The following is a 12,323-nucleotide window of genomic DNA, read 5'->3' on the forward strand; positions in this document are numbered from 1 at the left end:
CACATGCTGGGCGTTTTTGTTGGGCGCAGATCAGCCGGCTCAGGCCGGCTCAGCTACGCACTCGTAGTCAAAGACCAGCTCGCCCGCGCGGGCGTCGATGTACACAGTGCCCCCCTGCTCGGCCAGCTCGCCAAACAGGATCTGCTCGGCCAGCGGGCGCTTGATCCGCTCCTGGATCAGCCTCGCCATCGGGCGGGCGCCCATCTGCTCATCGTAGCCACGTTCAGCCAGCCAGCTGCGCGCCGCCTCGCTGACCTCCAGCTGCACGTGCTTGTCTTCCAGCTGGGCCTGCAGCTCGGTGAGGAACTTGTCGACCACGCTCTTAATGATCGCGTGATCGAGCCGGCCAAACTGGATGATCGCATCCAGACGGTTGCGGAACTCCGGCGTGAAGCTCTTGCGAATTACCTCCATGGCATCGCTGGAGTGATCCTGACGGGTGAAACCGATCGAGGCCCGTGCCGCTGTCTCAGCCCCCGCGTTGGTGGTCATGATCAGGATCACGCTGCGGAAATCCGCCTTGCGGCCGTTGTTGTCGGTCAGGGTGCCGTGATCCATCACCTGCAGCAGCAGGTTGAAGACCTCCGGATGCGCCTTCTCGATCTCATCCAGCAGCAGCACGCAGTGCGGCGTCTTGCTGATCGCCTCGGTGAGCAGACCGCCCTGATCAAAGCCCACATAGCCCGGCGGCGCGCCGATCAGCCGTGAGACAGTATGCCGCTCCATGTACTCGGACATGTCAAAGCGCACCAGCTCAACGCCCAGCGCCTTGGCCAGCTGACGGGCCACCTCGGTCTTGCCCACCCCGGTGGGGCCGGCAAACAGGAAGGAACCCACCGGCTTATCCGGCGCCTTGAGCCCGGCGCGCGACAGCTTGATAGCGGTGGACAGCGCATCGATCGCCTCATTCTGGCCGAACACAGTCAGCTTGAGATCTCGCTCCAGATTACGTAGCAGCTCCTTGTCGGAGGTGGTGACGTGCTTGGGCGGAATCCGCGCAATCTTGGCGATGATGTCCTCGATCTGCGGCACATCGATGCACTCGGCGCGCTGTTCGGCCGGCAGCAGCCGCTGACGGGCCCCGGCTTCATCGATCACATCAATGGCCTTGTCCGGCATGTGCCGGTCGTTGATGTAGCGAGCGGCCAGTTCGGCAGCAGCACGCAGCGCCTCATCGGTATAGGTGATGGCATGGTGCTGCTCGAAGCGGCTCTTGAGCCCCTTGAGGATGCCGAAGGTATCGTCCACCGAGGGCTCGACCACATCCACCTTCTGGAAACGCCGCGCCAGCGCGCGATCCTTCTCGAAAATGCCGCGAAACTCCTGGAAGGTGGTGGAGCCGATGCAGCGCATTTCACCGGACGACAGCAGCGGCTTAAGCAGGTTGGAAGCATCCATCACCCCGCCAGAGGCCGCCCCGGCACCGATGATGGTATGAATTTCATCGATGAACAGGATGGCGTGCGGACGACGACGCAGCTCAGCGAGCAGCGCCTTGAAGCGCTTCTCGAAGTCGCCGCGGTACTTGGTGCCGGCCAGGAGTGCGCCCAGATCCAGCGAATAGACCACGCTCTCGGCCAGCAGCTCCGGCACCTGCCCATCGACGATACGCTTGGCCAGCCCTTCGGCAATTGCGGTCTTGCCCACCCCGGCCTCACCGACCAGCAGCGGATTGTTCTTGCGCCGGCGGGCGAGAATCTGCGCCACCCGCTCGACCTCCTGATCGCGCCCGACCAGCGGATCGATCCGCCCCTGACGCGCCAGCTCGTTGAGGTTGCTGGCATACGCCTCGAGGGCATTGCGGCGGGTGGCCGTGTCGGCTGATTCCTCGTCGCTGCTCTCCGGCTCCTGCGCAGCCGACTCCTCTCCCGGGACCTTGGAGATGCCGTGGGAGATGAAGTTGACCAGATCAACGCGAGCAATGTCTTGCTTGCGCAGCAGATAGACTGCTTGGCTCTCCTGCTCACTGAAGATGGCCACCAGCACATTCGCCCCGGTGACCTCCTGCTTGCCGGAGCTTTGTACATGGAAGACCGCCCGCTGCAGCACGCGCTGGAAGCCCAGGGTCGGCTGGGTTTCACGCACGTCATCCTCGTCCGGGATCAGCGGCGTGGCGCTGTCCACAAAATCTCGCAGCTCACGGCGCAGCCGCTCCATGTCGGCACCACAGGCGCGCAGCACGGTCGCGGCAGCGCCGTTGTCGAGAAGCGCCAGCAAGAGGTGCTCGACGGTCATGAATTCATGCCGCTTCGCCCGAGCATCCTTGAAGGCAAGATTGAGGGTCACTTCGAGTTCGCGATTCAACATGGGTTCACCTCATGCCCTAGAGCCCTGGAGCCCTGATCAGTCGTCTTGCTCGATCTCGCAGAGCAGCGGGTGCTGGCACTCGCGGGCGTACTGGTTGACCTGCATGGCCTTGGTCTGCGCGATATCACGGGTATAGATACCACAGACCGCCCGGCCTTCGGTATGGACCGCCAGCATGATGCGCGTGGCAGTTTCACGATTCATGGCAAAAAATGTTTCAAGCACCTCGACCACGAAATCCATCGGGGTGTAGTCATCGTTGAGCAGCAGGACCTTGTACATCGGCGGCGGCTTGAGTGCCGGTCGGGCGTCCTGAACGGCAAGCCCGGCGTCCTCGTTACCTTCCGGTCGAGCGGGATCCTGACTCATGGAGAGGCGAAGCGGCTGGTTGGCATGCATGCGGGGAAACAACGCTGGCAGATGGATGAAGGATGGAAGATGTCTTACCGCAGCGCGGCAAGCGGCGCGAGGATCATACCGCAGCCCTTGGAGCCTGTGCAGCGCTACCCGGCCAAAGCCACCGCGCTTGCATGCACCAAGGTCAGGCACCGGGCGAGCGCTGGGTGACGGTGGCCGCTAACGGCCAGCCCGTCACCCTTGGCAGACGCCTGATCAGTCGGCCAGACGCCAAGTGGTGCCGCTCTTGCCGTCCTCCAGCACCACCCCCATGGCGGTGAGCTGATCACGAATGCGGTCGGATTCGGCCCAGTTCTTCTCGGCACGCGCGGCAAGGCGCGCGGCGATCAGCGCCTCGACCTCAGCGGCGTCGACCTTGCCGGCGGCGCCGGCCTGCAGGAAGGCCTCAGGATCAAGCTGCAGTACACCGAGCACGCCAGCCAGCTCCTTCAGGCGCGCAGCCAGCGCGGCGGCAGCGGCGAGATCCGTCTCACGCAGGCGGTTGACCTCGCGGATCATCTCGAACAGCACTGCGCAGGCTTCCGGCGAGTTGAAGTCGTCGTCCATCGCCGCCCCGAAGCGCAGGGCGAACTCCTCGCCACCGGCCGGCGGAGCGTCCGGCAGGCCCTTGAGGCCGTTGTAGAAGCGCTCCAGGGCGCCCTTGGCCTCGCGGAGGCTGTCCTCGGAGTAGTTGATCGGGCTGCGGTAGTGGCTGGATACCAACAGATAGCGCACCACCTCGGGGTGGTACTTCTCCAGCACCTCGCGGATGGTGAAGAAGTTGCCAAGGCTCTTGGACATCTTCTCGCCATCGACGCGCACCGCGCCGGCGTGCATCCAGGCGTTGGCATATTGCTTGCCGGTGGCCGCCTCGCTCTGGGCGATTTCGTTCTCATGGTGCGGGAACACCAGATCCGGGCCGCCGCCGTGGATGTCGAAGGTCTCGCCCAGGCAGCAGGTGGACATCACCGAGCACTCGATGTGCCAGCCCGGCCGCCCCGGTCCCCAGGGCGACTCCCAGCTCGGCTCGCCGGGTTTGGCGCCCTTCCAGAGCACGAAGTCGAGCGGATCTTCCTTGGCCTCGTCGACCTCGATGCGCGCACCGATCTTCAGGTCCTCGATCTTGCGGCGCGACAGCTTGCCGTAACCTTCGAATTTGCCGACCCGGTAATAGACATCGCCGTTGCCCGGCGCATAGGCATAGCCCTTGTCGATCAGGGTCTGGATCATGGTGTGCATGCCGGCGATATGGTCGGTGGCACGCGGCTCGATATCCGGGCGCAGCACATTGAGGCGCGCCTCGTCCTCGTGCATGGCGGCGATCATGCGATCGACCAGCGCGAGGAAGGGCTCGCCGTTCTCATTGGCCCGCTTGATGATCTTGTCATCGATATCGGTGATGTTGCGCACATAGGTCACGTCGTAGCCGCGATGGCGCAGCCAGCGGGTCACCACGTCGAACGCCACCATCACCCGCGCATGGCCGATATGGCAGAAGTCGTAAACGGTCATGCCGCAGACATACAGGCGCACCTGATTGTCCACCAGCGGCGTGAAGACATCCTTGCTCTTGCTCAGGGTGTTATAGATCGACAGCGCCATGGCTCAGGCTCCCCAGGAATCGCGCAGGGTGACGGTACGGTTGAACACCGGCGCACCCGGCTTGGAATCCTTCAGATCCGCGCAGAAGTAGCCTTCGCGCTCGAACTGGAAACGCTCCTCCGGCTGCGCATGGGCCAGCGACGGCTCGGCGCGGCAGCCCTTGAGCACCACCAGAGAGTCAGGGTTGATGTTGTCGAGGAAGCTGGCGCCCTCCTCGTCGGTCTTCTCCGGGTTGGCGGTCTTGAACAGGCGATCGTACAGGCGCACCTCGCACTCGATGCTGCCTTCGGCCGGCACCCAGTGAATCACGCCCTTGACCTTGCGGCCTTCCGGGTTCTTGCCGAGGGTGTTCTCGTCATAAGAGCAGCGCAGCTCGACGATGTTGCCGGCGTCGTCCTTGATCGCCTCGTCGGCGCGGATCACGTAGCTGCCGCGCAGGCGCACTTCGCCACCGGGGATCAGGCGCTTGTAGCCGGCCGGCGGATTTTCCTCGAAGTCGCTGGCGTCGATGTAAAGCTCGCGGGAGAACGGCAGCACGCGCACGCCCATGTCCTGCTTGGGATGGCGCGGTAGCTCGAGCTGCTCGACCTGACCTTCCAGGTAGTTGGTGATCACCACCTTGAGCGGCTTGAGCACGCACATGGCGCGCGCGGCATTGGCATCCAGATCTTCGCGGATGGCGAACTCCAGCATGCCGATATCCACCACCCCGCCGGCGCGGTTGACGCCGATCATGTCGCAGAAATGGCGGATCGACGCCGGGGTGTAACCGCGGCGACGGTAGCCGGACAGAGTCGACATGCGCGGGTCATCCCAGCCAGTCACGTGACCTTCATCGACCAGCTGCTTGAGCTTGCGCTTGCTGGTGATGGTGTAGTTCAGGTTGAGGCGGGCGAACTCGTACTGACGCGGCTGGGCCGGCACCGGCAGGTTGGTGAGGAACCACTCGTAGAGCGGGCGGTGATCCTCGAACTCCAGGGTGCAGATCGAGTGGGTGATGCCCTCCAGCGCATCCGACTGGCCGTGGGTGAAGTCGTAGCTCGGGTAGATGCACCATGCATCACCGGTCTGGTGGTGATGGGCGTGACGGATGCGGTAGAGGATCGGATCGCGCAGGTTCATGTTCGGCGAGGCCATGTCGATCTTGGCACGCAGCGCCTTGGCACCGTCAGGGAACTCGCCGGCCTTCATCCGCGCGAACAGGTCGAGGTTCTCCGCAACCGAGCGCTCGCGGAACGGGCTGTTCTTGCCCGGCTCAGTCAGGCTGCCGCGGTAGGCGCGCGCCTCATCCGGCGACAGGTCGCAGACGTAGGCCTTGCCGGTCTCGATCAGGTGCACCGCCCAGGCGTACAGCTGGTCGAAATAGTTGGAGGCGTAGCGCGCCTCGCCAGACCACTTGAAGCCCAGCCACTCGACGTCACTCTTGATCGCGTCGATGTATTCCTGGTCTTCCTTGGCCGGGTTGGTGTCGTCAAAGCGCAGGTTGCACTCGCCGCCAAACTCCTCGGCCAGACCAAAGTTCAGACAGATCGACTTGGCATGGCCGATATGCAGGTAGCCATTGGGCTCGGGCGGGAAGCGGGTGATGATCTTGGCGTGCTTGCCGGCTTCCAGGTCGGCCTGGACGATCGGGCGCAGGAAGTTGGCGGCTTTTTCGACGGTGGGCTTGCTCATGGGATCCTTGGTATGCGGCACGCGGCTCAGGGTAGGCCGCTCAAGTCAAAGCCCGTATCATAGCCGAAGCTGTCAACCCCCTGACAGGCCTTAGGTTTTTCCGACAGAGCGAAACGAATTCATGATCAAGCTGCACACCAACTTCGGCGTCATCACCCTCAAGCTGTTCGCTGACAAGGCCCCGGAAACCGCGGCCAACTTCGAGCAGTACGTCAAGGAAGGCCACTACGATGGCACCATCTTCCACCGCGTGATCGGTAACTTCATGATCCAGGGCGGCGGCTTCGAGCCGGGCATGAAGCAGAAGAGCACCCGCGCACCGATCAAGAACGAGGCCAACAACGGCCTGTCCAATAAGACCGGCACCATCGCCATGGCCCGCACCATGGACCCGCATTCGGCCAGCGCGCAGTTCTTCATCAACGTTTCCGACAACGACTTCCTCGACCACAGCGCGCCGACCACCCAGGGCTGGGGCTATGCGGTGTTCGGTGAGGTGGTCGATGGCATGGATGTGGTCAACCAGATCAAGGGCGTAAAAACCGCCAATCGCATGGGCCACGGCGATGTACCGGTCGAGGATGTAATCATCGAGAAGGCCGAAGTCGTCGCCGAGTGATGCGATGAGCGTCCTGTTCATTTCGGACCTGCACCTTGAAGCACAGCGCCCGGACATTGCCCGGGCGTTTGTGCATTTTCTGGAAAATCGCGCCATCCATGCCGAAGCGCTGTATATCCTCGGCGACTTCTTCGAGGTGTGGATCGGCGACGATGGCATGGACGAGTTTCAGCGCTCGATTGCCGCCGCGCTGCGCCGCCTGAGCGATGCCGGCGTTCCCATCTTCCTGATGCACGGCAACCGCGACTTTCTGATCGGCCAGCGCTTCTGCCGCGAAGCCGGCTGCACTCTGCTCAAGGAAGGCAGCGTGATCGACCTTTACGGCGAGCCGGTACTGCTACTGCACGGTGACAGCCTGTGCACCCGTGACGAGAGCTACCAGCGCCTGCGCAAGCGCCTGCGCAACCCCGTCTCCCTGTGGCTGCTGCGCCATCTGCCACTGAGTACCCGCCACAAGCTGGCGCGCAAGCTGCGCAACGCCAGCCGCGAGCGTGTGCGCGAGAAGGCCGCCGAGATCGTCGATGTCACCCCGGAGGTGGTGCCGCAGGTCATGGCCACCCACGGCGTGCGCACCCTGATCCACGGCCATACCCATCGCCCGGCGGTGCATGCGCTGGAGATTCAGGGCCAGCGCGCCGAGCGGATTGTGCTTGGCGACTGGGACCGTAAAGGCTGGGTGCTGGAGGTCGATGCCCAGGGCCGCCGCCTGCAATCCTTTGCATTGGCCTGAGCCGGGCGCGTTACCGCGGGCAAGCGGCGCGGGGGAAGCCCCGCCCACCCCTTGCACTCAGGCGGCGGCGCCACTGTGGAAGCGAAAATCCTTGTCCGGGGTAAGAATTGCCTCACGCTCCAACTCGGCAAAAAAGGCCACCCGCTCATCGATCGGCTCATCGGCATACTGCGCGGCCATGCGCAGGTAGTCCTGGTAATGACGCACCTCGGACTTGAGCAAGGACGTGTAGAAGTCCCCCAGCTCCGCATCCAGATGCGGCGCCAGCCGGTAGAAGCGCTCACAGGAACGTGCCTCGATGAAGGCCCCCACGATCAGGGTGTCGATCAGTTTCTGCGGCTCGCCCTTGCGGATATGGGCGTGCAGGCGCTGCGCGTACAGCGAGGCACTGAGCGGGCGATAGGTGATGCCGCGTTTTTTCATCAAGGCACTCACCTGCTCGAAATGCCGCAGCTCCTCACGCGCCAGCCGCGACAGCTTGTATTGCAGGTCATCCTTCTCCACATAGCGAAACAGCAGCGTCAGCGCGGTGCTGGCGGCTTTTTTCTCGCAGTTGGCATGATCGATCAGCAGCTCTTCGGGATGCGTGAGCGCCTGCTCGACCCACGCCTGCGGGGTGGGACAGCGCAGAAATAGCTCGATTTCGGCAAGGGCATCGGACAGGGGCATGGACGCTTCCAGGCAATGAGGAACAAGAATGCCGCGATTATACGCGCAGCCCGGGCAGCCTCGTGCGCCGATTGACCTGCGACAACAACGCAGTGCGCCGTTAGCGGCTACAGTGAAGTCAGTCATTTTTCATACCGCCCCGAGGGTCATACCATGCAATCCATTCGCAGCATTCTGGTCGTTCTGCTTGAAGAGCCGGCCAACGATCTGGCCTTGCGCCGTGCCCGCCGGATTGCCGGTGCGACGGGTTCGGAGCTGCACCTGCTACAGGGCGCGGCCGACGATGCACAGCGCACAGCGCTCAGTGCCCAAGCCGAGCAACTGCGCAACGAAGGCCATCGCGTCACCGTGTGTCAGACCCACGAACCGCTGACCCACCGCACCATCATCGCGGCCCAGCAGGCCGAAGGCTGCGGTCTGGTGGTCAAGCAGCATCAACCCGACAGCCTGCTGACCCGCGCCCTGCTCACCCCGGAAGACTGGCGCCTGATGCGCCACTGCCCGGCGCCGGTCCTGCTGGTCAAGAGTGACCGGTCCTGGAAAGGCGGCAAGGTGTTGGCCGCTGTGGATGTGGGCAACAGCGATCCGGAACATCTGGCTGTGCATGATGAAATCGTCAGCCATGCCAGCGATCTGGCACGGATTGTCGAAGGTGAGCTGCACGTCCTCACCGCGCACCCAGCTCCGGTGCTCAGCGCCAGCGACCCGGTGTTCCAGCACAGCGAGAGCATCGCCGCCCATTACCGTCAGGCCTGCCAGCAGTTTCAGGACGATTACGGTTTCAGCCACCAGCAGCTGCATGTCGCCGAAGGCAGTGCCAACTTGCTGATCCCGCAACTGGCTGACCAGCTGAATGCCGTGGTCACCGTGATCGGCACCGTGGCACGCTCGGGGCTCTCTGGCGCGCTGATCGGCAATACCGCCGAGGCGGTGCTCGATGCGCTGGAAAGCGATGTGCTGGTGCTCAAGCCCGAGGCTATCATCCAGCGGCTCGAGGCAATGCTCGAGCCCCACGAAAGCCTTACAGGAGTACAGCATGGCGGTTCTACTGCAGATTGATTTCCCCTTCCAGGGGCCATGGGGCGCCCAGATGAGCGAGGCCCTGCAGGGCCTCGCCACCTCCATCGCCGAAGAGCTGGGCCTGCTCTGGAAGATCTGGACCGAAAGTCCCGAGCGCGAGGAGGCTGGCGGCATCTACCTGTTCAGTGACCGCGCCCAGGCCGAGGCCTATCTGGCCATGCACACGGCAAGGCTGCAGTCCTTTGGCGTGCCGCAGGTCAATGGCAAGCTGTTCGAGATCAACACGGCCTTGTCGCTGATCGACCGCGCGCCCCTGCCCGCGGCAGCAGCCGACGCCCCCTGAGCAGGAGCTCATCATGAACAAGATTGCGCTCGTCGCCACCCTGCTACTGGGCGGCGCTGGCCTGTACACCGCCGCCAGCGGCTACACCGGCGGGCGCATCGCCAGCACCTTGCCCGAACGGGTCGCGCAGGGTGATCTGGCGCTGCAACAGGCTCTGCCGGGTAGCCGGCTGACCCTTGAGCGCCTGGAGCGCGGCCTGTTTTCCAGCACCGCCCACTACCAGCTGAGCCTCATGGCGCCCACGCACGGCGGCGCAGCGCACCGGCTACACCTGACCAGCACGATCGAGCACGGCCCGCTGCCCCGCTCGCGCTTGCTGCGCCTGCAGTGGCAGCCCGTGCTGGCCTTCAGCCGCAGTCAGCTGCGTGAAACACCTGATACGCGCGCCTGGTTTGTGGCAACCGGCAAAGCACAGGAGCCGCTGAGTGCAGAGCTGACCCTCGCCTATGACGGCTCGTACCAAGGCACCTTGCGTATCGCCCCGCTCGATCACAACGCTTCACCGAAGCGCCTGCGCCTGGCCGAATTGCTATTCAACTATCGCTTCAGCAACGCCACCCAGGCTCTCGACCTGACAGTCACCACGCCCAGCCTGATTCTCGGCGAAAAAGGTGAGACGCTGCGCCTGAATGGCTTGCACATCGCTCTGGAGGGGCGACAAGCGCTGCAGCAGATTGCGCTGCGTACCCAGCTGGACAGCCTGAGCATCAGCACCCGGATGAGCCAGCAGCTCAGTGAATGGCGCCTGAGCGCCCTGTCACTCGACAGCCAGCGGCAGCGCCAGCCCAGCGGGCTGTATACAGGAAGTAGCCGGCTCAGCATCCGTCAGGGAGAGCTGCTCCAGGCCAAGCAATCCACGTGGGTTCACGAGGATCTGCAGCTGCAGGAACAGATGCGCGAGCGTGATGGCATGCTGGAAGGAAGCCTCGAGCAGCACATCGCACAGATCCGCCATCAAGGTGAAGCGTTCGCTTCCAGCCGCCTGCGATTGAGCTACAGCGGCCTGCCGAGCCACTGGCTTCTCGCTACGCCAAAGACGGAGCAACCCAGCCCCGATCCTGCGCCCGTCGCCTCCAGCGTGCCGCTGCGTATTGCCCTTGATGAGGGGCGCCTGGCGTCCCGCCATGGCCTTGGCCTGCTCTCGCTGGAGGCAGAGCTGAACCCGGCCCAGCTCCCCAAGGGGGTTGAAGCGGTGAGCGGCTGCCCTGCGTCACGCCTGCAGAGTCTGCGCGGCGAGCTGTCGGTCGATCGCGCCTTGCTCGTCGACCTGCTGCGCGTACAGGCCAGCACACTGCCACAAAGCCGCCCCAGCGAGGAACAGGTGCAGGCTCAGGTCGATCTGCTGATCCAGCAGGCGCTGAGCAGCCACATGGCAGTGCGTGAGGGTGAGCGACTGTTCAGCCGCCTGCAGTACCGCGAGGGACGCCTTTTGCTCAATGGAGAACCGATCAGCGCCCTGTGCCCACCGACCCCGTGAGGCGGATACACGATGGCTTGGCGGCACCGGCGTTTACGCCGCGTGACGCAGCCGCGCCACCAGCTGCGCATGCAGCGCCGGATCGCCACAGGCGATGATCGCGCCGCCATGCTGGGCATCGCCGCCATCCCAGGTAGTCATCACCCCGCCCGCGCCTTCAACAATCGGCATCAGCGCCTGTACGTCATAGGGCTGCAGACTGGCCTCGACAATCGCATCGACAAACCCCGAGGCCAGCATGCAGTAGGCATAGCAGTCGCCGCCAAAGCGCAGCAGCTGCGCCTCCTGGGCGACCGACTCAAAGGCTTCACGGCGGGCCGGGGTGTCGAACATGTCCGGGGTGGTACACATCAAGCGGGCCTGGGACAGCTCCGGGCAGGCACGGGTCTTTAACGGGCGATCGTTGCACCAGGCGCCCTGTGGCGTGCCAAGGTAGCGCTCACCGGTGAACGGCTGATTCATCACCCCCAGCAGCGGACGCTGGCCATCGTTCAGGGCAATCAGCGTGCCCCACAGCGGCAAGCCGGTGATGAAGGCGCGCGTTCCATCAATCGGATCGAGCACCCAGGTCAGTCCATTGCGGCTGGCCAGCGCTTCTTCTTCCTCACCGAGGATGCCGTGCTGCGGGTAGTGCTGACGGATCAGGTGGCGCATCGCTCGCTCAGCCGCCCGGTCGGCCTCGGTCACCGGATCGAACAGGCGCCCGCCCTTGTCACTCACCGCCAGCGGAATACGAAAGTACGGTGCAATGGCTGCCGCGGCGGCATCGGCCAGGCGCTCGGCAAACGCGCGGTACTCGGTGATCTGCTCAGGACTCAGGGACATCAACTGCAGCTCCATGGACAAGGCCCCGGGCGGGGCTGGAAGGTAGATTGATCGGTCGCCCTCAGCCCGCCTGCCCCGCGGCGGGGACAACCGGTGCCTCGGCGCTGGCGTGCGCGAGCTGGCGCTGGTACTGGGCTTCGGACAACAGGAAATACTCACGATCGATGGCGTCCCGCAGCTCCGGCAGGCCGCTGCTGCGAAACTCTGGCAGCAGCACGATGCCATAGGCCTCAATGCGCCGGATGTGCCGGGCGCCGCGGGCGATCAGCTGATAGGCCCAGCAATACGGCGACTGGCCCTCGACAAAACGGATCTGGCGCTGCTGCAGCTGCTGGCGCAGCAAGGCTGCATCCACCACCTCCAGCTTGGCGGACACCACCTGCACCAGCAGGAGCTCAAGGCGGCGCCAGACCGCACCCTTGCGCTCCTCGTCATACAGATTCCAGTCCACCACCTCGTGCATGAAGCGCTTGCAGCCCCGGCAGACCAGGTCGCCATAGACCGTGGAGCACAGACCGACGCAGGGTGTCTTGATGAGCTGGGTGGACATGGATTTGACCGCTGGGCAACCGTGGACCGGGCGCATGTTAGCCCTTTGTCTAAGCCGGGTCACCCGCCAGCAACGGGCGGGCTTGCTTAACTTGTCATGGCTTTTCCATTA

At 64.2% G+C, this 12,323-nt stretch carries 12 protein-coding genes; 5 read left to right on the plus strand and 7 right to left on the minus strand.

Going from position 1 to position 12,323, the window contains the following annotated elements:
* Positions 1–39: 39 nt before the first annotated feature.
* From clpA to MXC11_RS08085, 4 genes are all read right to left on the minus strand, one after another.
* Entirely contained in the window at positions 40–2,307 is a 2,268-nt protein-coding gene (gene clpA / locus MXC11_RS08070) for an ATP-dependent Clp protease ATP-binding subunit ClpA (protein ID WP_250007550.1), read from the minus strand.
* Between the two features lie 36 nt (positions 2,308–2,343).
* On the minus strand, positions 2,344–2,676 hold the full coding sequence (clpS, locus tag MXC11_RS08075) for an ATP-dependent Clp protease adapter ClpS (protein WP_462938111.1): 333 nt from the start codon (positions 2,674–2,676) through the stop codon (positions 2,344–2,346).
* Positions 2,677–2,919: 243 nt separating this feature from the next.
* A complete protein-coding gene (gene cysS / locus MXC11_RS08080; RefSeq protein WP_250007565.1) occupies positions 2,920–4,305 on the minus strand; it encodes a cysteine--tRNA ligase in 1,386 nt (461 codons plus the stop codon).
* 3 nt (positions 4,306–4,308) lie between these two features.
* A complete protein-coding gene (locus tag MXC11_RS08085) occupies positions 4,309–5,979 on the minus strand; it encodes a glutamine--tRNA ligase/YqeY domain fusion protein (protein WP_250007572.1) in 1,671 nt (556 codons plus the stop codon).
* Between the two features lie 121 nt (positions 5,980–6,100).
* Here MXC11_RS08085 and MXC11_RS08090 point away from each other — a divergent pair, with 121 nt between their 5' ends.
* Complete coding sequence (locus tag MXC11_RS08090; protein ID WP_250007579.1) at positions 6,101–6,598, plus strand: peptidylprolyl isomerase; 498 nt, start codon at positions 6,101–6,103, stop codon at positions 6,596–6,598.
* A 4-nt stretch (positions 6,599–6,602) separates the two neighbouring features.
* The gene (lpxH, locus tag MXC11_RS08095; RefSeq protein WP_250007587.1) at positions 6,603–7,328 is read left to right on the plus strand and encodes a UDP-2,3-diacylglucosamine diphosphatase; all 726 of its coding nucleotides are present in this window, start codon (positions 6,603–6,605) and stop codon (positions 7,326–7,328) included.
* A 57-nt stretch (positions 7,329–7,385) separates the two neighbouring features.
* On the opposite strand, the gene MXC11_RS08100 is transcribed toward lpxH, so the two are convergent.
* Positions 7,386–7,997: a MiaE family protein gene (locus MXC11_RS08100; protein WP_250007595.1), complete on the minus strand. Its 612-nt coding sequence runs from the start codon at positions 7,995–7,997 to the stop codon at positions 7,386–7,388.
* A 153-nt stretch (positions 7,998–8,150) separates the two neighbouring features.
* Between MXC11_RS08100 and MXC11_RS08105 the strand changes: the two genes are divergently transcribed.
* Genes MXC11_RS08105 through MXC11_RS08115 form a run of 3 tightly spaced genes read left to right on the plus strand, consistent with a single transcriptional unit; the run spans position 8,151 to position 10,837 of the window.
* The gene (locus MXC11_RS08105; protein ID WP_250007612.1) at positions 8,151–9,056 is read left to right on the plus strand and encodes a universal stress protein; all 906 of its coding nucleotides are present in this window, start codon (positions 8,151–8,153) and stop codon (positions 9,054–9,056) included.
* Entirely contained in the window at positions 9,034–9,360 is a 327-nt protein-coding gene (locus tag MXC11_RS08110; RefSeq protein ID WP_250007619.1) for a monooxygenase, read from the plus strand. The genes MXC11_RS08105 and MXC11_RS08110 overlap by 23 nt, the downstream gene beginning before the upstream one ends.
* Before the next feature lie 13 nt (positions 9,361–9,373).
* Positions 9,374–10,837 carry a YdgA family protein gene (locus MXC11_RS08115; protein WP_250007627.1) on the plus strand — a complete coding sequence of 488 codons (1,464 nt, stop codon included), beginning with the start codon at positions 9,374–9,376 and terminating at the stop codon, positions 10,835–10,837.
* A 33-nt stretch (positions 10,838–10,870) separates the two neighbouring features.
* Here MXC11_RS08115 and hisN read toward each other — a convergent pair whose 3' ends face one another.
* Positions 10,871–11,662, minus strand: coding sequence for a histidinol-phosphatase (hisN, locus tag MXC11_RS08120; RefSeq protein WP_250007643.1), 792 nt, complete (start codon positions 11,660–11,662; stop codon positions 10,871–10,873).
* A gap of 61 nt (positions 11,663–11,723) precedes the next feature.
* Positions 11,724–12,212 carry a DUF1289 domain-containing protein gene (locus tag MXC11_RS08125; RefSeq protein ID WP_250007651.1) on the minus strand — a complete coding sequence of 163 codons (489 nt, stop codon included), beginning with the start codon at positions 12,210–12,212 and terminating at the stop codon, positions 11,724–11,726.
* Positions 12,213–12,323 lie beyond the last annotated feature (111 nt).

Source organism: Pseudomonas eutrophicaquae, from assembly GCF_023544715.1.
GTDB lineage: Bacteria > Pseudomonadota > Gammaproteobacteria > Pseudomonadales > Pseudomonadaceae > Geopseudomonas.

Bases quoted from the DNA above. Each gene is read 5' to 3' on its own strand.
- clpA (WP_250007550.1), bottom strand. From the start codon at position 2,307: ATGTTGAATCGCGAACTCGAAGTGACCCTCAATCTTGCCTTCAAGGAT.
- clpS (WP_462938111.1), bottom strand. From the start codon at position 2,676: ATGAGTCAGGATCCCGCTCGACCGGAAGGTAACGAGGACGCCGGGCTT.
- cysS (WP_250007565.1), bottom strand. From the start codon at position 4,305: ATGGCGCTGTCGATCTATAACACCCTGAGCAAGAGCAAGGATGTCTTC.
- MXC11_RS08085 (WP_250007572.1), bottom strand. From the start codon at position 5,979: ATGAGCAAGCCCACCGTCGAAAAAGCCGCCAACTTCCTGCGCCCGATC.
- MXC11_RS08090 (WP_250007579.1), top strand. From the start codon at position 6,101: ATGATCAAGCTGCACACCAACTTCGGCGTCATCACCCTCAAGCTGTTC.
- lpxH (WP_250007587.1), top strand. From the start codon at position 6,603: ATGAGCGTCCTGTTCATTTCGGACCTGCACCTTGAAGCACAGCGCCCG.
- MXC11_RS08100 (WP_250007595.1), bottom strand. From the start codon at position 7,997: ATGCCCCTGTCCGATGCCCTTGCCGAAATCGAGCTATTTCTGCGCTGT.
- MXC11_RS08105 (WP_250007612.1), top strand. From the start codon at position 8,151: ATGCAATCCATTCGCAGCATTCTGGTCGTTCTGCTTGAAGAGCCGGCC.
- MXC11_RS08110 (WP_250007619.1), top strand. From the start codon at position 9,034: ATGGCGGTTCTACTGCAGATTGATTTCCCCTTCCAGGGGCCATGGGGC.
- MXC11_RS08115 (WP_250007627.1), top strand. From the start codon at position 9,374: ATGAACAAGATTGCGCTCGTCGCCACCCTGCTACTGGGCGGCGCTGGC.
- hisN (WP_250007643.1), bottom strand. From the start codon at position 11,662: ATGTCCCTGAGTCCTGAGCAGATCACCGAGTACCGCGCGTTTGCCGAG.
- MXC11_RS08125 (WP_250007651.1), bottom strand. From the start codon at position 12,212: ATGTCCACCCAGCTCATCAAGACACCCTGCGTCGGTCTGTGCTCCACG.